The sequence below is a fragment of the Ruegeria sp. AB9 genome, from assembly GCF_056542585.1.
In genome coordinates this window covers 605202-625055 of record NZ_JBQGAA010000002.1, presented here as the reverse complement: position 1 = coordinate 625055, position 19854 = coordinate 605202, and the positions used below count along the sequence as shown (strand labels likewise).

Annotated in this window: 22 protein-coding genes; 15 read left to right on the top strand and 7 right to left on the bottom strand. The window is 56.8% G+C overall.

Going from position 1 to position 19854, the window contains the following annotated elements; genetic code table 11:
* Positions 1–201: 201 nt before the first annotated feature.
* The 3 genes from ACR0K5_RS09015 to der are packed head-to-tail and all read left to right on the top strand — an operon-like array spanning position 202 to position 3753.
* Positions 202–873 (top strand): hypothetical protein, encoded by a 672-nt coding sequence (locus ACR0K5_RS09015; RefSeq protein WP_480629349.1) that lies wholly within the window; start codon positions 202–204, stop codon positions 871–873.
* A 44-nt stretch (positions 874–917) separates the two neighbouring features.
* Positions 918–2240, top strand: coding sequence for a PQQ-like beta-propeller repeat protein (locus ACR0K5_RS09010; RefSeq protein WP_480629348.1), 1323 nt, complete (start codon positions 918–920; stop codon positions 2238–2240).
* Between the two features lie 49 nt (positions 2241–2289).
* Positions 2290–3753 carry a ribosome biogenesis GTPase Der gene (gene der / locus ACR0K5_RS09005; protein WP_480629347.1) on the top strand — a complete coding sequence of 488 codons (1464 nt, stop codon included), beginning with the start codon at positions 2290–2292 and terminating at the stop codon, positions 3751–3753.
* A 27-nt stretch (positions 3754–3780) separates the two neighbouring features.
* On the opposite strand, the gene ACR0K5_RS09000 is transcribed toward der, so the two are convergent.
* Genes ACR0K5_RS09000 through ACR0K5_RS08990 form a run of 3 tightly spaced genes read right to left on the bottom strand, consistent with a single transcriptional unit; the run spans position 3781 to position 5052 of the window.
* Positions 3781–4278, bottom strand: coding sequence for a hypothetical protein (locus tag ACR0K5_RS09000; RefSeq protein ID WP_480629346.1), 498 nt, complete (start codon positions 4276–4278; stop codon positions 3781–3783).
* Positions 4226–4663 (bottom strand): hypothetical protein, encoded by a 438-nt coding sequence (locus tag ACR0K5_RS08995; protein ID WP_480629345.1) that lies wholly within the window; start codon positions 4661–4663, stop codon positions 4226–4228. The genes ACR0K5_RS09000 and ACR0K5_RS08995 overlap by 53 nt, the downstream gene beginning before the upstream one ends.
* The gene (locus ACR0K5_RS08990; protein ID WP_480629344.1) at positions 4660–5052 is read right to left on the bottom strand and encodes a hypothetical protein; all 393 of its coding nucleotides are present in this window, start codon (positions 5050–5052) and stop codon (positions 4660–4662) included. The genes ACR0K5_RS08995 and ACR0K5_RS08990 overlap by 4 nt, the downstream gene beginning before the upstream one ends.
* Before the next feature lie 448 nt (positions 5053–5500).
* Here ACR0K5_RS08990 and ACR0K5_RS08985 point away from each other — a divergent pair, with 448 nt between their 5' ends.
* Positions 5501–6484 carry a fatty acid desaturase gene (locus tag ACR0K5_RS08985; protein ID WP_480629343.1) on the top strand — a complete coding sequence of 328 codons (984 nt, stop codon included), beginning with the start codon at positions 5501–5503 and terminating at the stop codon, positions 6482–6484.
* Positions 6485–6571: 87 nt separating this feature from the next.
* Entirely contained in the window at positions 6572–7177 is a 606-nt protein-coding gene (locus ACR0K5_RS08980) for a helix-hairpin-helix domain-containing protein (RefSeq protein ID WP_480629342.1), read from the top strand.
* 57 nt (positions 7178–7234) lie between these two features.
* Here the strand turns inward: ACR0K5_RS08980 and serS are convergent, their stop codons facing one another.
* Together serS and ACR0K5_RS08970 are read right to left on the bottom strand one after the other, a co-directional pair.
* The gene (serS, locus tag ACR0K5_RS08975) at positions 7235–8527 is read right to left on the bottom strand and encodes a serine--tRNA ligase (protein ID WP_480629341.1); all 1293 of its coding nucleotides are present in this window, start codon (positions 8525–8527) and stop codon (positions 7235–7237) included.
* A 72-nt stretch (positions 8528–8599) separates the two neighbouring features.
* Entirely contained in the window at positions 8600–10264 is a 1665-nt protein-coding gene (locus ACR0K5_RS08970) for a mechanosensitive ion channel family protein (RefSeq protein WP_480629340.1), read from the bottom strand.
* Positions 10265–10465: 201 nt separating this feature from the next.
* Between ACR0K5_RS08970 and yajC the strand changes: the two genes are divergently transcribed.
* The 10 genes from yajC to ACR0K5_RS08920 all read left to right on the top strand — a co-directional run bounded on the left by yajC (position 10466) and on the right by ACR0K5_RS08920 (position 17462).
* Positions 10466–10753 carry a preprotein translocase subunit YajC gene (gene yajC, locus ACR0K5_RS08965; RefSeq protein WP_480629339.1) on the top strand — a complete coding sequence of 96 codons (288 nt, stop codon included), beginning with the start codon at positions 10466–10468 and terminating at the stop codon, positions 10751–10753.
* 33 nt (positions 10754–10786) lie between these two features.
* On the top strand, positions 10787–12448 hold the full coding sequence (gene secD / locus ACR0K5_RS08960) for a protein translocase subunit SecD (protein ID WP_480629338.1): 1662 nt from the start codon (positions 10787–10789) through the stop codon (positions 12446–12448).
* A gap of 1 nt (position 12449) precedes the next feature.
* Entirely contained in the window at positions 12450–13418 is a 969-nt protein-coding gene (gene secF / locus ACR0K5_RS08955; RefSeq protein WP_480629337.1) for a protein translocase subunit SecF, read from the top strand.
* Positions 13399–14163 carry a TSUP family transporter gene (locus ACR0K5_RS08950; protein WP_480629336.1) on the top strand — a complete coding sequence of 255 codons (765 nt, stop codon included), beginning with the start codon at positions 13399–13401 and terminating at the stop codon, positions 14161–14163. Before secF ends, ACR0K5_RS08950 begins: the two co-directional genes overlap by 20 nt.
* Before the next feature lie 12 nt (positions 14164–14175).
* On the top strand, positions 14176–14529 hold the full coding sequence (locus tag ACR0K5_RS08945; protein WP_480629335.1) for an Mth938-like domain-containing protein: 354 nt from the start codon (positions 14176–14178) through the stop codon (positions 14527–14529).
* Between the two features lie 143 nt (positions 14530–14672).
* The gene (ccmA, locus tag ACR0K5_RS08940; protein WP_480629334.1) at positions 14673–15287 is read left to right on the top strand and encodes a heme ABC exporter ATP-binding protein CcmA; all 615 of its coding nucleotides are present in this window, start codon (positions 14673–14675) and stop codon (positions 15285–15287) included.
* Positions 15284–15940 carry a heme exporter protein CcmB gene (gene ccmB, locus ACR0K5_RS08935; protein ID WP_480629333.1) on the top strand — a complete coding sequence of 219 codons (657 nt, stop codon included), beginning with the start codon at positions 15284–15286 and terminating at the stop codon, positions 15938–15940. The genes ccmA and ccmB overlap by 4 nt, the downstream gene beginning before the upstream one ends.
* A 61-nt stretch (positions 15941–16001) precedes the next feature.
* A complete protein-coding gene (locus tag ACR0K5_RS08930; protein ID WP_480629332.1) occupies positions 16002–16775 on the top strand; it encodes a heme ABC transporter permease in 774 nt (257 codons plus the stop codon).
* Positions 16772–16930, top strand: a complete 159-nt coding sequence (gene ccmD / locus ACR0K5_RS08925) for a heme exporter protein CcmD (protein WP_480629331.1) — start codon at positions 16772–16774, stop codon at positions 16928–16930. The genes ACR0K5_RS08930 and ccmD overlap by 4 nt, the downstream gene beginning before the upstream one ends.
* Positions 16923–17462 (top strand): DsbE family thiol:disulfide interchange protein, encoded by a 540-nt coding sequence (locus ACR0K5_RS08920; RefSeq protein WP_480629330.1) that lies wholly within the window; start codon positions 16923–16925, stop codon positions 17460–17462. The genes ccmD and ACR0K5_RS08920 overlap by 8 nt, the downstream gene beginning before the upstream one ends.
* Before the next feature lie 30 nt (positions 17463–17492).
* On the opposite strand, the gene ACR0K5_RS08915 is transcribed toward ACR0K5_RS08920, so the two are convergent.
* Together ACR0K5_RS08915 and ACR0K5_RS08910 are read right to left on the bottom strand one after the other, a co-directional pair.
* Entirely contained in the window at positions 17493–18194 is a 702-nt protein-coding gene (locus ACR0K5_RS08915) for an SDR family NAD(P)-dependent oxidoreductase (protein WP_480629329.1), read from the bottom strand.
* A 139-nt stretch (positions 18195–18333) separates the two neighbouring features.
* Entirely contained in the window at positions 18334–19836 is a 1503-nt protein-coding gene (locus tag ACR0K5_RS08910; protein WP_480629328.1) for a BCCT family transporter, read from the bottom strand.
* Positions 19837–19854 lie beyond the last annotated feature (18 nt).

The following is a 19854-nucleotide window of genomic DNA, read 5'->3' as shown; positions in this document are numbered from 1 at the left end:
CCAACAAAAGCGGGGCGGTCTCGCTATGAAATGGGGCGTCGGCCATGTAATTTCTACACTAAACTGAATAGTTCGGTTTAGTTTTTTTCGCAAGAGTGAAGCCAAGCGGTGAAAATGTGCAAAATCGAACCCTTGGCTTGGCGTTGGTGCCGGGGTATGACATGGCGCACTTATGCAAGACACACAGCCCAGGGGGCAGGAATGAGCGACACTGACAGTTTCATTGATGAGGTCACGGAAGAGGTGCGCCGCGACCGGATGTATCTGCTGCTGCGCCGCTGGGGCTGGGTTGGTGTAGCCGCCGTCATGCTTATCGTGGGCGGAGCGGCGTTCAATGAGTACCGCAAGTCGCGTGATACGGCGCAGGCACAGGATCTGGGCGACTCGATTCTGGCCGCTTTGTCGGAAAACGATTCTGATGCACGAGCAGCCGGCCTGCGGGATATCGAGGCGATGTCGCCGGGCGGGGATGCCGTTTTGAACATGCTGCTGTCTGCATCGCAGATCGAGGCCGGATCGCGCGAGGATGCGGTCAACAGCCTGAACGCGGTTGCTGTGCAGGGGGACCTGCCTGAGATTTATCGCGCCATTGCAAGCTTTAAGGCACTGCTGTTGCAAAGCGATACGCTGTCGGCCGCTGATCGCAGGCAACAGTTCGAGGCACTGGCCGCGCCGGGTGCGCCGCTGCGTCTGCTGGCCGAAGAACAACTGGCCTTGATTGATGTGTCCGAGGGCAATGTCGATGCCGCACTGGACCGTTTGCAAGCGCTGCGCCAGGATGCCGAGATAGGCATTGATCTGCAGCAGCGTGCGGCCCAGCTGATTGTCGCTTTGGGTGGCGAGCCGGAACCGTTGGTGGCACAACAGGGCTGACCAGGCGGAACATAAGATTTAATGACAGGCGAGTTCGGAACACCATGGTAACAAGACTTTTTTTCCGCGCGGGATTGCCGGTTGCGGCGCTGGCTCTGACCGCATTGGCCGCCTGTCAACCACCCGAAGCGATTTTGCCCGGTGAACGTGAAGATATCCGCCCGGCGTCTGATCTGGAAACTATAGAAAAGAGTGGCTCTCAACCCATCAGCCTGCCGGCTCAAAAGGCGAACGCCAGCTGGTCGCAAAGCCCGGGAACGGCTGCTTACCGAACCACGAACGCGGCTCTGCGTGCGACGCCGCAACGGATCTGGTCTGCTTCCATCGGGCAGGGTGACTCGCGCAAGCAACGTATCACCGCCGATCCTGTGGTTGCGGGCGGATTGATTTATACGCTGGATGCGGGGGCGACCGTTTCAGCGGTCACACCGCAGGGCCAGTTGGCCTGGGATACCGACTTGATTCCCCCAAGCGACGGTGATGAAGACGCCACCGGTGGCGGTATGGCCTATTCGAACGGCGTTCTTTACGTGTCGTCCGGGTTTGGGCGATTGACTGCATTGGATGCAAAAACGGGTGCCGTACGCTGGCAAAAACGACTGGACGCGACCGGCAGTGGCTCACCGCTGGTCAACGACGGGTTGCTGTACCTGGTGGCAGGTGATGAAACCGGTTGGACCATCAATACCAAGGACGGTCGTGTTGCCTGGCAAATCGAAGGCACGCCCAGTGTCGGTAACGTTCTGGGTGCACCCGCACCTGTGATCGCCTCGGACCTGGCAGTGTTTGCATTTGGGTCTGGCGATGTGGCAGCCACCTTCCGCCGTGGAGGAATTCGTCGTTGGAATGCTTCGGTCGCAGGAGGTCGGCGGGGACGGGCAGCCGCGCAGATTGTCGACGTGACCGGCAGTCCGATGGTTGTTGGAAACAGCATCTATATCGGCAACCATTCCGGGCGGACCGTGGCCTTTGACGCTGCCACAGGTGAACGCCGCTGGACCGCTGACGAAGGCGCGGTCGACACAGTCTGGCCCGCAGGCAACAGCATTTTCCTGATCAGCGACCGTAGCCAGCTGGTTCGTTTGAATGCGGCGGACGGCTCGGTCATATGGGCGCAGGATCTGCCGACCTTTGTCAAAGACAAGCGAGGCCGCCGCGGACCAATCTTTGCACATTACGGTCCGATCCTGGCCGGAGGCCGTATTGTGATTGCGTCCAATGATGGGTATCTGCGCTTCTTCAATCCCGTTAACGGAGCACTGGTTCATCAGGTCGAAGTACCCGGAGGTGCCACCACCGCGCCGGTTGTAGCCGGGCAAACGCTGTATGTCGTTTCCTCCAAGGGCGATCTACACGCTTTCCGTTGACGGCGAGATGCGCTAAAGGGCGCTTCTTGAGTCTTGAAAGTTGAGTATCATGTCGCTGACCCTCGCCATCGTGGGGCGCCCGAATGTGGGCAAATCCACCCTGTTCAACCGCCTTGTGGGCAAACGTCTGGCTCTGGTCGACGACCAGCCCGGCGTGACGCGTGACCTGCGCGAAGGCGAAGGGCGTCTGGGTGATTTGCGTTTTACAGTGATCGACACGGCAGGTCTTGAGGATGCAACAGATGACAGCCTGCAGGGTCGGATGCGCCGTCTCACGGAACGCGCGGTGGATATGGCCGATGTCTGCCTGTTCATGATCGACGCGCGCGTGGGCCTGACCCCTACGGATGAGATGTTCGCGGAAATTCTGCGCAAACGGTCCAAGCACGTGATCCTCGCGGCTAACAAGGCGGAAGGCAACGCTGCGGACGCGGGTGTACTGGAGGCCTATAATCTGGGTCTGGGTGAGCCTGTCCGCCTGTCAGGCGAACATGGCGAAGGGATGACCGACCTTTATGCGCAGCTGATGCCTCTGGCCGATGCAGCCGAGGAAAAACAGGTCGAGGAGGCCCCTGAAACGGACATCGAACTGGATGAGGATGGCGAGGGCGAGACGCCCCTGATCACCTCTGCCAAGCCGCTGCAGGTGGCCGTGGTGGGCCGCCCGAACGCAGGCAAGTCCACACTGATCAACAAGATCGTCGGCGAAGATCGCCTGCTGACCGGGCCCGAGGCCGGGATTACCCGCGACGCGATCAGCCTGCGGATCGATTGGGCTGACCCGGATGGCGAAAGCACTCCGATGCGGATCTTTGACACAGCAGGGATGCGCAAGAAGGCAAAGGTGCAGGAAAAGCTTGAGAAGCTTTCGGTCTCGGACGGCCTGCGTGCGGTGAAGTTTGCCGAGGTTGTCGTTGTGTTGCTGGACGCCGCCATCCCGTTTGAACAACAAGACTTGCGCATTGCCGATCTGGCCGAACGCGAAGGCCGGGCCGTTGTTGTCGCCGTCAATAAGTGGGACGTCGAAGACAACAAGCAGGAGAAACTGCGCGAGTTGAAGGAGTCGTTTGATCGTCTGCTGCCACAACTGCGCGGCGCGCCGCTGATCACTGTATCTGCCAAGACGGGCCGGGGGTTGGAACGTTTGCGCGCCGCGATCCTGCGCGCTCATGATGTCTGGAACCGCCGGGTGCCGACGGCTGCGTTAAACCGCTGGCTGACCGCCATGCTGGAACAACACCCGCCGCCAGCCCCACAGGGTCGCCGGATCAAACTGCGCTATATGACACAGGCCAAGACCCGACCACCCGGGTTTGTGGTGATGTGCTCGCATCCTGACAAGATGCCGGAAAGTTATACCCGCTATCTGGTCAACGGCCTACGGCAGGATTTCGACATGCCCGGCACACCAATCCGCCTGACACTGCGCGGGCAGGGGGACAAGAACCCCTACAAGGGCCGGCGGAAGAAAAACGCCGGAGCCTTGGCCAAGCATCTCAAGGGGCGTGGGTGAGCCGCGCCGCCTGTGCCCGCCCGCTGTTTAGTTCTTATTAACAAACTGCCGGTTCCTCTCAATCGCGTCTGCTAAACCTTCGGGTGTACCGCCTTCATCAATCGTTGTGGCCAGTTCGTCTGCCGCTGCGCCGGTGGTGAAGATCGATGCAATGGCTGTTGTGCCCCCAAAGAGACCCTCGCTTCCGCCTGCATTGTCGTATTTTAAGTCAAAGCTTGAAATCATGTTGACTGCCTCATCAATTGGCCTGCCAGCGTCGTTCCGTTCCTTAGGGGGAACCAAGGTTGTGACCCGGCGCTGTACGCCTGCGTTTACCTCGATAGGAAGTGCTTTGGCCGGATCCGAGCGCAACGCAATGTTCACTCCGCTGCGTTCGCCGTACACCAGCGCGCGATCCTGAACCTCGGTGCAGCCGGTAAGGCCGGAGCCACTGATCGCAATAGCGGCAAGAATGGATGAAAATTTGGGGAATTTATCCATTGTCATCTCCTTGGCCGGGGGGATTTTCATTTCCGTTGTTTTCATCGTCGGCGCAAGCGAGCAGTTTTTCAGCGCCTTCTTTTTTACCTTTGGTCCCAAGCGCTCTCGCCAGTTTCTCAGCTGCTTCACCAGTTGAGATCACGTCAGAATAGCCAGTCAGGAAGATGCTGCTGGTTGTCATGCTGGTGCAACCGAAGACCGCCATGGCTTCGCGTTTGGTTCGCGGCTTGCCGTCGGCGTCCGTCCCACCCGGCTCGATCACGGGCACAAGTGCGGCGAAATCGCGGTCGAAGCCGATCACAACCTGGCCTTGCTGCCTATTGGCGCTGACTGCAGCATTGACGCCAACGACCGTATCATGTGCGACGTAGAGCTGGTCGCCGCAGGCAGACAGGCCGCATAATCCTAATACTGGTAATAGTCCTTTCACGTTCGCGTCTCCTTCTCACAGGGTGTTTCATCAAGTTGGTCAACTCTGGTCGAAGACAGGTCATCGAGATCCAGATACAGGCTGCGTGCGATTTCGGCGTCTTTTGGGATATCCACTAAAACAGCGGCCTGATGGCGACCAAGAGTCAGACCGCTCCATCTTCGGCCAAAGGCAATCTCCAGCCCTGTCGTGTCCGACACCGATGCTGCAAGGGTTTGGTTGTTGATCAGCGCTTGACGGTCTGTCAGCTCTGTCGGTTTATCTTCGCAGCTTCCGGCAAACACCAGAATCTCGTGATAGATGCCAAAACTGAAGATTGCGGTGCCTTGCAATGTAGCGACATGCAGCCCGCGGCCGCGTAACTCGTGCACAATTGCATTGCCAGTCATGATGGCAGCTGAGGATGAAGTGCCGAAGCCGTTATACGAGCACCCCGCAAGCGAGACGCAAATCAATGGCGCAAACCGCAATATATTTCTCGTTAAAGTCAATCAATGGACCTTAAAAAACTGTTTCATATTCTGATTGGAAGTTTCCCGCACGTCAACTCCGAGGGTTGTGCGAATGATGTTGAAGCTCCCCGAGACATGTGCGGCTGCGTTTCACAGGCGCCTTCCTCTCATGACTGGATCGCGTATTTTCTGTGTCGGTGATCATCACACAAGCGCGTAACTGCGCCAATTTTCGGCATTTTCGCTCTGCGGGCGTGACAGCCCCTGTTCCGCGCGCTAGCATTCACTTGTGTGCATTTGTCTGCACATGCACTGATTGTACGCGGCCAAACCGCACTTGGATTTTGAACACATACTAACAGGGCCATCGTGGGGAGCGGACTGGATGGATCTGAGAGAATACACAAGACACTACGCAGTTCAGGACAACAGATTGGCTGCGCTTAGCTATTTCGGCACGTTTGCGTCGTATTTCGCATCGCTGGCTTTAGCGATCGTATTCGTGGATCGCTGGTACATCATGATCCCGGCCGGGATTGTCTTCGCATTTTCGGCCGTACGCCTTTATGTGCTGCAACATGATTGCGGGCATCACTCCCTGTTTGAAACGCGAATGCAAAACGAATGGGCAGGGCATGGTCTGTCCCCATTCACCTTTGCGCCGTTCGAGGTGATGAAGCAAAACCACAATCTGCACCACGCGGGTATCGGAAACCTTGAACATCGCGAGACCGGTGAAATTCACACAATGACTTTGCGAGAATGGAAGGGCGCGGAGTGGAAAACACGTTTGGTTTACAGGCTGTATCGCAACCCTTTCATTCTGGTGCCGGTCGGTGCCTTGTTCACATACTTCATTCGCTACCGCTGGCCCAAGAATACTGTGCGCTTCGGTGTCAAAGGTGTTTTGCTGCACAATGCTTCGATTATCGTGTTTTTAGGCCTGCTGTATCTGATCGCGGGCATGACCGGTATATGGGTCTGGTTGGTGTTTTCATTTCTAGGCGGAATGCTGGGTGTGTTCCTCGTGTATCTGCAGCACAACTTTGAAGACACCTATTGGGATCGCCGCCCTGATTTGAACCCTCAGATTGCAGCGCTACAGGGGTCGTCTGCACTGGATTTCGGATGGTGGTTTGATACCGCCGTGGCCTGTATCACGCTGCATGACATCCACCATTTCAACGCACGTATTCCATCGTACCGACTACGGGCTTGCCACTATAACCTGCCGCCTGAATTCACCCCTAGGCGGATCAAATTCCCCGAGGCGGTTGCGGCGTTGAACCTGAAGCTCTGGGATGAGGAGGCAAAACGCCTCGTGCCCTTCCCAAAAATCAACCGAACTGCTGATCTGGCGCATAGGTGAACCGCTGGATTTGAGAAGACCGCCGCAGAACTTGCATATATCTATTGTATATACGATTGTGCAGGGAGATAGAGAAAGGATACGTAGATGACCGCAGTGACCGACGTTAAAGGTGTAGGAGAGGCGCTTGCAAAGGCTCTTGCTGCCAACGGCTTTAAGACCGCAGAAGCGATAGCGAAGGCGGCTCCTGCAGACCTGGTGAAGGTCCCTCGGATCGGCGAGGCACGCGCGGCAGTTTTGATTGCCACTGCAAAAGAGACAATTGCCGCGACTCCTGCCGCCAAGAAACCAGCGGCGCGCAAGGCCCCGGTGAGAAAGCCAGCCGACCGCAAACCAGCTGCTCGAAAACCAGCTGTACGCAAAGCTGCTCCGCGTAAGACGGTAGCCGCTGTTGCCGCCGAAAAGCGGGCTGAAGAAGCCGCACGCAAGGCAGCGGAAGAAAAAGCGGCGGCTGAAAAGGCTGAAGCTGCAGCCAAGAAAAAGGCTAAAGCCAAGGCTAAAGCCGAAAAAGCTGCCAAGAAACGCAAGGAAATGGAAGCAGCGATTTCCAAGGCCAAGGATAAGGTGAAAGCAAAGTCCAAAAAGGACAAAAAATCGAAAAAAGACGATAAGAAGAAAGAGGCCAAGAAGAGCGAGAAAAAAAGCGACAAGAAGAAAAGTCGGAAGAAGGACAAGAAAAAGGCGAAGAAATAGATTTCTTCGCCTTGTATTGCTATCCGAACCGGTGCCTGATGGTGCCGGTTTTGTTTGTCAGGCCAGGGTGCCGTCCAGTTGCAGGGTCAGCTTGCCGCCCAGATAGGGACTCAGAACTTCGGGCAGAGTAACAGTGCCGTCCGCGTTCTGGCCGTTCTCCAGCACAGCAATCAGGCAGCGTCCCACGGCCAAACCCGAACCGTTCAGCGTATGGACGTATTCCGGCCTGCCGCCACCTTCGGGACGGAACCGTGCGTTCATGCGGCGGGCCTGGAAGTCACCGCAGGTCGAGACCGAGCTGATCTCGCGATAAGTGTCCTGACCGGGCAGCCATGCCTCGATGTCGAAGGTGCGGCGCGCGCCAAAGCCCATGTCACCGGTACACAGGATGACGGTGCGATAGGGGATGCCCAGCTTTTCCAGAATGCCCTCGGCGCAGCGCAGCATACGCTTTTGTTCTTCATCCGATTTGTCCGGATGGGTGACCGAGACCATCTCGACCTTTTCGAACTGGTGCTGACGCAGCATCCCGCGAGTGTCCTTGCCCGCAGATCCTGCCTCGGACCGGAAGCACAGGGAATGCGCGGTGTAGCGGCGGGGCAGATAGCTTTCCTCGGTCAATGTGTCGTTGACGATATTGGTCAACGAAACCTCGGAGGTTGGGATCAACCACCAGCCTTCGCGGGTCTGATAGCTGTCTTCGCCGAACTTCGGTAACTGGCCGGTGCCTTGCATCATCTCGGACAGAACCAGAACCGGGGCGTTCACCTCGGTCAACTCATTTTCGTTGATATGAGTGTCCAGCATGAATTGGGCCAAAGCGCGATGAATGCGGGCAACGCCGCCGGACAGCAACACAAATCGCGAACCAGAGAGTTTGGCTGCGGTCTCGAAATCCATGCCGTTCTGAACGGCTTCGATCTCGAAATGCTCTTTGGGCGCAAAATCCAGATCGCGCGGTGTGCCCCAGCGGTTGACCTCGACATTGTCGTTTTCATCCGCGCCTTCCGGCACGTCTTCTGCCGGCAGGTTTGCGATACGGATCAACTGATCAGTCAAAAGGGCGTCCAGATCCTTGGCCTCGGTCTGCATCCGGGCGATTTCGGCCTTTTTCTCGGCAACCAGCGCGCGCAGGCGTTCGAATTCAACCTCGTCACCACGACCCTTGGCGGCACCAACTTCCTTGGACGCTTTGTTCTGTTCTGCCTGTGCGGTCTCAGCGGCCAGAATCTTGGCGCGGCGGCTTTCGTCCAGCCTTAGCAAATCTGACGACACCGGCGCATCCCCACGGCGCGCAAGGGCGGCGTCGAAAGCGTCAGGATTTTCGCGAATGGCGCGGATGTCGTGCATGTCTCAGATCCTTAAATGCGTGAATCACTGAAACCGCTTATGCACCATCTGTCCGGCAGGGTGTAGCACCGGTTACGACTTATCGTCCTCTTCGTGGGTTTCATGCGCTAAATGCCCGTCCCACTGCTCTGCCGGAATTTTTGGTTCCGGAGGGTCGGCCATGTAAGAGGGCGTCATGATCTGCACACCATTCTCGTTGAATACGGCGACGATGTTGCGGTGCAGGTCCGAGCGGATCTTCGGAATGATGCTGCCGCGGGTGGTATAGCCGTTGATCTGATAGTTGATCGCGTAGTCGGCCAGCGCGGTCCACAGCACAAAAGGTTCAGGCTTGGCCTTGATTCCTTTGGTGCGGTTAGCGGCCTCGATCAGCATCGCTTCGACCTTTTCGGGCGGCTCTTCATAACCGATGCCGACGGTGGAGTGCAGCAACAACCCGCTGCCATCTGTCTTCTTCGAGAAATTCACGACGTCCGAATTCATCAACTGTGCGTTGGGAATCGAGATCAGTTCGTTCTTGATTGATTTCAGGTGCGTTTCCATGAGTTTGATCTGCACCACGTCACCGACATGATCGCCGATCTGAATGCGATCCCCGATGGAGGTAGATCTACGATAAATCACAAACAGCCCCGCCAGCATGTTGGACACGACCGAGTTCGCCCCGAGAGACAGCATGGCGCCTACCAGAATGGTCAGGCCCTGGAAGGCGGCTGAATCCGAACCGGGGATGTACGGCACGGCAAAGACCAATGCGATCAGAATGACAACAACCCGGGCGATGTTGAAGGTCGGGTTGACCCAGTGTTTTTCGAAATCACCAAGTTCGAACGAGCCGGCCTCGACCGCCTCAAAAAACACACGCATGCCTTTGATGATGTACAGCGTGATCCAAGTGATCAGGCCCAGCATGATTAGGTTGGGAAAATAGCTGAGGATGCCTTTGAAGATCAGCAGAACTGGTTCTGTCAGGTACGTCAGCAACAGCTGTGCGAAATACCGCGTGTCAGCAAAGGACAGCAAGACGAAGGACAAATAGTAGTAAAAGGCCAGGAAAAACAGCGTCAGCAGGACGAAATTCAACCCGTAACGGATCAGGGCTGCAATCGCTTCGGCCTGCACATGTTTGGCGGTGGCCGTCTCGACATTCTTCAAATAGCTCTGCACCAGTTCCAGTGTACGCCGCCGGATACGGCGGTGCAGCCACAACAGCGCGGCAACGACCAGGACGAAACCGACTGTCCATCCGATGGCCTCGATTGCACCGGATACGCGCGCTTCGTCTGTTCGGTTGGATCGATAGGAGATGATGGCCTCTTCGATCGCTTGCCCATGCAGAAAGCTGAGGACATCAAGCTCCATCTGATCCAGCGTGGCGTCGGCGACTGTGACGATGGAAATATTTACACCATCGGCGCGGATGCGGATGCCGAGGTCAGTTTCTTCAAAAGTGATGTCGACACTGTCGCTTTCTGAAGCTTCGGCAACCTCAATGATGCTGTTTTGAACGTTTTCCGCCCGTTCCGATGCAGGCAGCGCGCTGGAACCGCGCAGGAAAAACAGCATATCGCCATCGATGATGACCGGAGCCTTGAAACTGTCCGAGGTTTCGGCCTCGGACGCAGGTGCTTCGTCCTGCGTTTCCTGTGCCTGCAATGGCGCCGCCAGACATACAACAACAGCCAGTAGTGACAGCAAAAGCGTTAACGATTGGAAAGGTTTGTGACGTTCAGACATCGATTCTCCTGATGCCCAACTATAGCTATGTTGCTGCGTCTTCATAGGACATATCTGCGTCGTTTAGCCGGTTCTTTTACCACCATTATCAGCTTCCGGTGGGGCACATCACCGCCTTTGCTTGCAAACACGCATTTCAAAGCATAGGTTCCGGCCAAATTTGCGGAACGGTGCCGCAAGGTTTGAACAAAGGAATATCCCATGGAAGGTGGCGCAATCGCCCAGTTTCTCCCGCTGATCCTGATCTTTGCGATCATGTATTTCCTGCTGATCCGTCCGCAGCAGAAGAAAATGAAGGAACATCAGGCCATGGTCGAAGCCGTGCGCCGGGGCGATCAGGTTGTCACCCAAGGCGGACTGATCGGTAAAGTGTCCAAGGTCAAGGAAGGCGACAACGAGATCGAAGTCGAAATTGCCGAAGGTGTGAAGGTGCGCGTGGTCAAATCGACCGTTGCTCAGGTTCTGAACAAAACCGAACCTGCGAAATAACTTCGCCTCACAATTCCTTGAAAAGGCAGGGTAATGCTGCAAATTGATACCTGGAAGCGGGTTCTGATCTGGCTTGTCTGTGTGACTGGCTTGCTCATGGCCCTGCCAAACGCGTTTTACACGCGGGTCGAGCAATCCAACGATGCCAAGGCCGCGATTGAGCTGGGCGTTGACACGCCTGAGATGCAGGCTGAAGCCGGGCAATGGCCGGGCTGGCTGCCCTCATCACTGGTGAATCTGGGCCTGGACCTGCGCGGCGGCGCGCATCTGCTGGCTGAAGTTCAGGTGCAGGACGTCTATGAATCCCGGATGGAGGCTATGTGGCCGGAAATCCGTGACGCCTTGCGCGATGAACGTTCCGCTGTTGGAACAATCCGTCGTCAGGATTCAGCCCCCGATGAGATTCGCGTGCGCATCAGCCAACCCGAGGGCATGTCGCGGGCATTGGAAGTTGTGCGCGGTCTGGCCCGTCAGGTGCAGACGCTGACAGGTGTCGGGGCCACGGATATTGAAGCCCGCGCCGATGGCGACACGATTGTTGTTCAGTTGTCCGACGCTGAAAAACTGGCCTCGGATGACCGCACGGTTCGCCAGGCGCTGGAAATCATCCGTCGCCGAATCGACGAAGTGGGTACCCGAGAGCCGACAATTCAACGTCAGGGCGCAGATCGCATCCTGATCCAGGTGCCGGGCATCGGCAGTGCTGGTGAGTTGAAAGAGATCATCGGCACCACGGCGCAATTGACATTCAACCCGGTTGCCGGGCGGGGCACCGACCCGGATGCGGCTGCAGGCGTTGGTGAAGAAATCGTGCCGTCGATTGACGAGAGCGGCGTTTACTACACCATCGAATCCGCTCCGGTTGTAACGGGTGAGGAACTGGTTGATGCGCAGCCTGCGTTCGATCAAAATGGCCGCCCTGCCGTCAACTTCCGGTTCAACACATCCGGTGCGCGCAAGTTCGGGGATTATACACGCGACAATATCGGCGCCCCGTTTGCCATCGTTCTGGATGATGAGGTGATCTCGGCCCCTGTAATTCAAAGCCATATTCCAGGCGGGTCGGGCATCATCACCGGTAACTTTACCGTCGAGGAAAGCACCAATCTGGCCGTCCTGCTGCGAGCTGGCGCACTGCCTGCTGGGCTTGAATTCCTCGAAGAACGTACCATTGGCCCCGAGTTGGGGCAGGACAGCATTGATGCGGGTAAAGTCGCCACCATCGTGGCCTTTGTCGCCGTGCTGGCCTTCATGGCGCTCAGCTATGGTCTGTTTGGGCTTTTTGCAAACGTCGCGCTGATCATCAACGTGGGCCTGCTGTTTGGTCTGCTGTCCTTGATTGGAGCAACCCTGACCCTGCCGGGTATCGCGGGGATCGTGCTGACAGTCGGTATGGCAGTGGACGCCAACGTCCTGATCTTTGAGCGTATCCGCGAGGAACTGAAATCCGCCAGAGGCCCGGCTCGTGCCATTGAACTTGGCTATGAAAAGGCGCTGTCGGCCATTGTCGACGCCAACGTGACGACGTTCATCACTGCAGTGATCCTGTTTGCCATGGGAAGCGGCCCGGTGCGCGGTTTCGCGATTACGCTGGGTCTTGGTATCCTGACCTCGGCCTTCACCGCGATCTTTGTCACGCGCTTATTTGTCGTGATGTGGTTCGAACGCCGCCGTCCGAAAACGATCGAGGTTTGACATGAGACTGAAACTCGTACCACAGAACACCTCGTTCGATTTCTTCAGCCGCTGGAAGGTGTGGCTGGGCATCTCGTCCCTGATGATGGTTGTGGCTTTCACGTCCTTCATGCTGCAGGGGCTGAACTTTGGCATCGACTTCCGCGGCGGGACCACGATCCGGACCCAATCCGCGCAAGAGATCGACATCGGTGCCTACCGGGATGCCATTGCGCCGCTTGAGCTGGGCGATGTGACGATCACCGAGATTTTCGATCCGACCTTCGGGGCGGACGAAAATGTCGCCATGATCCGCATCCAGGCGCAGGAAGACGCCGAGGCAGTGGAAGCTGCAACCATCACAGCAGTGGAAGACTCACTACAGCAGGTTGTTCCCGATATTCAGTTCGTATCCGTGGAATCGGTTGGCCCCAAAGTATCCGGCGAATTGATTCAGACGGCGGTCATCGCCGTGGCCTTGGCCATCGGCGCGGTTCTGGTCTACATCTGGCTGCGGTTCGAATGGCAGTTCGCGCTGGGTGCTGTGGCAGCCCTTGTCCACGACGTGATCCTGACCATCGGCATCTTTTCGGAACTGCAGATCCGTTTCGATCTGGCGATCATTGCGGCGCTTCTGACCATCGTGGGCTATTCACTGAACGATACCGTGGTTGTCTTCGACCGGGTGCGTGAGAACCTGCGAAAATACAAGAAAAAAGACCTTAAAGAGGTCCTGAACATCTCGATCAACGAAACCCTCAGCCGGACCGTCATGACCTCGGTCACCACGTTGCTGGCTTTGATCTCTCTTTATGTTCTGGGTGGCGACGTGATCCGCGGCTTTGTGTTTGCGATGATCTGGGGTGTGATCGTCGGGACCTATTCGTCTGTCTTCGTGGCCTCGACCATCCTGTTGTGGCTTGGCGTCAAGCGCGATTGGTCCAAACCGTCGAACACGGCGGGCAATCAGTTTGCCAATATCGATGCCTGAGGCGTTGCAACAGGCTCTGGCCCTGCCGGGCCTTGGCTGGTTGATGTTAACTATCGGAGCCGCGGGTCTTGTCCGCGGCTTCACTGGTTTCGGCACCGCGATGATCTTTGTTCCGGTTGCGACTCAGTTCCTGCCAATTGCGGATGTTGTTTTTCTGATGGCGGCCACCGGGATCGTATCAACCTTTGCGCTGGCGCCGCAGGCGTGGCGTGAATGCGATAAGGGCGAGATCAGCACATTGGGGATCGCTGCAGCCGTGACCGTGCCGCTTGGTTTGTGGATCATGGCGCAGGTGGACACAATCGTGCTGCGATGGATTGCTTGCGGTATCATTGGCCTGACCCTGTTGGCGGTCATAACCGGCTGGCGTTGGCAGGGGAAACTGGGAATACCCGGGCGGCTTGCGATCGGAGGCAGTGCCGGGGTGATCGGTGGAATGACCGGGTTGACCGGTCCTGTTGTCATTGTTTTCTACCTCGCCAGTTCCACAGATGTGCGCAAAATTCGCGCCAACACGATCATCTTTCTAGCGTTGCTGGACGTGGCCATCGTCTTCAGTATCCTGATCGGAGGTGCTGCGGATCTGACGATCCTGTGGATTGTCCTGTTGCTGGGTTTGCCCTATCTGACCACCACGCTGATCGGCAAAGCGCTGTTCGACCCGAAATTAGAACGCTTTTATCGCGTCGCGGCCTATTCGGTCATCCTGACAGCAGTGGTGTCAGGGCTGCCGATCCTGGATTGAAGGAGGGATGACATGCGTCTGAACCAGGTTACCTTTACAGATGCGAAACCGGTGGATGGCTATGGTCCCGGTTTTTTCCGTATTGGTGGTGAGATAATTGAAGGCGCTGTACTGACGGGGCCTGCAGGGCCCTCAAACTGGGGTGGCTATGAAGATTCGCAGCCGCTTCTGGAATTGGCTGATGAAATCGACGTTCTGTTCATCGGTACGGGCACGCACATGACCCATATCCCCCAAACCTTGCGCGCCGAGTTGGAAAATGCCGGTATTGGCGTTGAAATCATGAACTCTCCTGCCGCATGCCGCACCTACAACATACTCCTTTCAGAAGGGCGCCGCATTGCGCTCGCTTTGATGCCGGTCTGACGGGATCTCCCAATATGGCTAAAGGTATCGAAGGGCGTGTAGGGACGGCCCCCTCAAATTGTTCTCGGCTGACAAAGTTTCTGCAACCGAACTGCGGCAAATCCCACCTTTTGCCTCTGATGACATTCCGATAAGCGGGTCTCATGACTCTGATTGTAACTGACCTTTCGATCACCCGTGGTGGCGTTCCTGTTCTGGAGCACCTCAGCTTTCAGCTGCCTCCGGGCAAAGCCCTGATTCTGCGCGGACCGAACGGGATCGGTAAAACGACCCTTCTGCGCACGCTGGCCGGTTTGCAGCCTCCGCTGGAAGGTAAGATCGAAGGGGCAGAGGACCAGATCGCATATGCCTCCCATTCAGACGGGTTGAAACCGACGCTGACGGTGGTTGAAAACCTGACATTCTGGGCTTCTGTCTTTGGCACCAACGGTATTCAAACTGCGTTGGATGCATTCGAGTTGAACGAGTTGGCTGATCGCCATGCCGGGAACCTGTCGGCTGGACAAAAACGGCGGCTGGGGCTGGCACGAATGCTGGTCACCGGGCGACCAATCTGGATGCTGGACGAACCGACCGTATCGCTGGACAAGAATGCTGTGCAGATGTTCGCCGATGCGGTCCGCGCGCATCTGGGGCAGGGCGGGTCGGCCCTGATCGCCACCCATATCGACCTTGGTCTGGACGGAGAGGTTCTGGACGTGGGCCCCAACAAAGCCAAGCCCAAACCCATTGACGATTTCGACGGAGGTTTCCTGTGATCGCCCTTTTGATGCGCGACCTGAAACTGGCTTTCCGTGCGGGCGGTGGGTTTGGGTTAGGTCTGGCCTTTTTCCTGATCGTAACCGTGATGGTTCCGTTTGCGGTGGGGCCGCAATCCTCGTTGCTGTCCACTATTGCACCCGGTGTCCTCTGGTTGGGGGCTTTGCTGGCCTGTCTGCTGTCTCTCGACCGTCTTCTGGCGCTGGATTGGGAGGATGGGTCGCTCGACCTGTTGGCGACAGCTCCCCTGCCATTGGAATCAGTTGTGACCATCAAGGCGCTGGCCCACTGGCTGACCACAGGCCTGCCTCTGGTTCTGGCCGCACCCTTTCTGGGGGTCTTGCTGAACCTGCCAGTACCAGGGTTCTTCTGGCTTGTAATCTCTCTGTTGATCGGAACTCCGGCCATGAGCGTGATCGGAACATTCGGCGCAGCCCTGACCGTCGGCCTGAAACGCGGCGGGTTGTTGTTGTCGCTGCTGGTGCTCCCTCTCTACGTGCCCACCTTGATTTTCGGGGCCGAGGTCGCCCGGCGTGGGGCAACAGGAATGGAAGTGCAGACCCCATTGTTGATGCTGGCGGGGATCACGGCGGCAACAATCGCATTGTTGCCCTTTGCCAGCGCAGCTGTGTTACGTATCAATCTGCGGTGAACCGTCCCAGCTTTGACTGATGTCAATTGAGAAACCCCCCAACTCGGACTAGATAGGGCCCATGTCAATCGCAGCCAAAGCCAACGCCCTCTGGGAATACGCCAATCCGCGCAAGTTTCTTGCGACCAGTGAACGTGTCCTGCCGTTTTTCTGGATCGTCTCGATCATCTGTATCGTCGTCGGTCTGGTCTGGGGCTTTTTCTTCACGCCTGACGACTACAAACAAGGGTCGACGGTCAAGATCATCTATCTGCACGTACCTGCGGCACTGATGGCGATCAATTGCTGGCTTATGATGCTGGCAACTTCGCTGGTCTGGTTGGTGCGGCGTCACCATGTCAGTGCGCTGGCAGCGCGGGCTGCCGCACCGATTGGGATCGTAATGACCCTGATTGCGCTGCTCACAGGGGCGATCTGGGGACAGCCGATGTGGGGCACCTGGTGGGCGTGGGATCCGCGTCTGACGTCGTTTCTGATCCTGTTCCTGTTCTATCTTGGATATGTCGCCCTTTGGGAAGCCATCGAAGACCCGGATACAGCAGCTGATTTGACGTCTGTCCTGTGTCTGGTGGGATCGGTATTTGCGATCCTCAGCCGGTATGCGGTAAACTTCTGGAACCAGGGCTTGCATCAGGGCGCGTCGGTCATGCGCGCAGCAGCTGTGACCGGAGCTGATACCGAAGAGAAAGTAAGCAACATCTACTTCTATCCGCTGTTGCTGTGCATCATCGGATTTGTTCTGCTTTTCGTTGCTCTGGTATTGTACCGTACCGGTACTGAAATCCGTGCACGCCGTGTCAAGGCGCTGCTGGCGCGGGAAAGGGTAGGCGGATGATCCCCGATCTTGGAAAATATGCTGACACTGTCCTGTCGTCTTATGCTGTGTCCATCGCACTGCTTGTGGCATTGATCGTGTTCAGTGTGATGCGTGGGCGCAAGGTGCGAACTGAAATGGAAAAGGTCGAACAAAGGATGTCGCGCAATGGCTAAAATTTCGCCCCTGATGATCGCGCCGCCTTTGATATTCGGCGCATTCGCGGTTTTGGCCGGAATCGGCATGTTCCGCGAGGATCCCAACGCGTTGCCCTCTGCCCGGGAAGGTCAGCCGGCCCCGCCTGTGGTTCTGAGCGAGTTCCCGGAAAAGAAACTGTTTGATGATGCTACGCTGCGGGATGGAGAGGTCAAGCTGGTCAATTATTGGGCCAGCTGGTGTGCGCCTTGCCGCGCCGAGCATCCCAATTTGGAAGCCCTGGCTTCAGAAGGTATCCCGGTCTACGGCATCAACTACAAAGACAAGCTGAGCAATGCCGATTCGTTTTTGACCGAGCTTGGCGATCCTTACGCCGCTATTGGGCGTGACGAGCAGGGCCGCATGGCGTTGGATTGGGGCCTTTATGGTGTTCCCGAAACCTATGTGATTGATGGCGATGGTACGATCATCCTGCGATTTGCGGGCCCAATCACGCAGCGGGTGATTGAAAACACCCTTCGCCCCGCCTTGGAAAAAGCTGCAGGCAGTTGAGGTCGGTTCTATAGCCAAGCCTAAGCGGATCTACAGACGATAGCCGCCGGTTACGCCCAGAACCTCTCCGGTAACAAACCTTGCCGCGTCCGATGCCAGAAACCGTACGACGTAGGCGATATCTTCAGGTGTTCCGATCCGGCCCAATGCGGTCTCTTCGACGAAAAGCGAGGTCAGGTCGTCTGGCCGGGGGGCTTCGGGGATGTTGATGGCGCCCGGCGCGACGGCGTTGACACGGATACCGTCCGGGCCAAGCTCTTTCGCCATGGCACGTGTCCAGAGGTTCAGTGCGGCTTTGCTTGCCCCATAAGTCACGGCATCGCGCGGCGGCAGCGTTGCGTTCATGGATGAGATGCTGACGATGGATGCACCGCGTTTCAGATGTGGCAACGCAGCAGTGAGCAGCGCGGCAGGGGCCAGAAGGTTGAGATCGAGGATCGCCCGATGATCCTCAGCCTTAAACTCTTGCTTCGGAGTGGAACGGACAAGGCCCGCGTTATTAACGATCACGTCCAGCCGCCCGAAGTGATCGATGACCTGTTCGACAACCAAAGTCGGTTGATTGTCTTTCGTCAGGTCAGACTGAATCGTCAGAGCGTCGCCTTTCAGCAAATCTGGATCGGGCTCGCTGGCCAACCATGTGAACGCGATATGGTGATCTGGGCTTAGGTTTTCGACTATTGCCCGCCCAATCCCGCGGGCGCCACCGGTTATCAGGGCAACTTTATCCATTGGCACACAAGATCGGCAAAGTGTCCGAGATTCAACACTGATCTTTACGCGCTTAGAATTCTGTCACTTGCGCAGCAGTATCCAGAACATTGCAGCAATGAAAGCGAACGTTACGAGGTTCATCAGGGTGTCTGTGAGATCACCGATCAGCATCGCGTTGCCCCTCTTCTCTCAGTCCACGGAACAGGCAAACCATCAGCAGGACCGAAATAAAGACAAACGGCAAGGCTCCAAGCGAGATGAGGATTTTCACCGAGTCAACTGATCCAGAAAGGATCATTGCAACGCTTAGAAGTCCAAGCAATGCCCCCCAGATCAGACGCACACGCGGAGGAGGGTTTTCATCCCCACCCGTCGAGAAAGTGCCCAGGACAAATGCCGCACTTACGACGCTGGTCACAATGAACAAAAATGCAGCCATTACAGTAGCGAGGGTCGTGATCAGAGACAGCGGTAAGCGGTCGAGCAGGGCAAAGGTCACACGCTCAATATTCGTTTGGGTGTAAGCCAGAAGTTCGCCCGCGCCATTGAGCGCTTCAAAAAGCCCGATGCCACCAAAAGCGCCGAACCAGAGGATCGAAAACAACGTGGGGGCGAACAGTACTCCGATCACGAATTCTCGTATTGTTCGACCGCGAGAGATGCGGGCGACGAAGACGCCCACAAATGGTCCCCAGGCGATCCACCAGACCATATAGGTAAGTGTCCAATCGCTGAACCATTTGGTGACGTCATCGCCGAAAAACGTAAAAGTCTGAAAGCCCCTTGGAAGGACATTGGTGACATAGTCGCCGAATCCCTGAACGACGGTGTTCAGAAGATATTCAGTCGGGCCGAGGATTACCGTGTAGGCCACAAGGCCGATCGCAATCAGCATAGCTGCGTTGGATAAACGCGCCATGCCTTGACCCAGATCGATCAAGAGCGCCGGGATATACGCAGCGACCATGGCCAGAAAGACAACGCCAATCAAAAGGGCTCCGACCGTTTCCCGGCCACCCAGAACAGCGATGCCATCTGCCACCTGAAACACGCCCATAGCCATGGAACCTCCAACACCGATGGCTATTGCGACGATTGCCATGAAATCTGAAAGCCACCCGACACGTTCTGCCCAGCGTTCACCGGGAAACAGGCTTTGGATCGGGGCGCTGACCATCATGCCGGTGCCGCGCCGGAAACTGAAATAGGCAATCGTCAGCGCGGTGGAGCCGTAGATCGCCCAGGCATGTAGCCCCCAGTGAAAGTTCGTTGCCAGCATGGCTTGCTGCGCCGCGATGAAATCCGGCGCCATGCCTGCGATAAAGTTGAAGTGAGTTAGCGGTTCTGCCACTGCCCAAAACAGCAGGCCGACGCCCATACCGGCGGAAAACAACATCGAAATCCATGTGGCCGTGGAAAACTCTGGTTCTTCGTCATCCCGGCCAAGGCGGATATTGCCATACGGTGAAAACGCCAAAAACAGGCATCCGATCAACATACCTGAAGCAGCGAGCATCACGAACCAGCCGCGGCTGTGGAAGGTCTGTTGGACGATACCACTTGCCCAGGTCACCAAGCTTTGAATGTCCACGACACCCCATATTCCGATCACTGCAATAACGCTGAGGGAGCAAACCAGCAGAGCGTTGGGTTTCTTCATGGTGAATGGTTCCTGTGG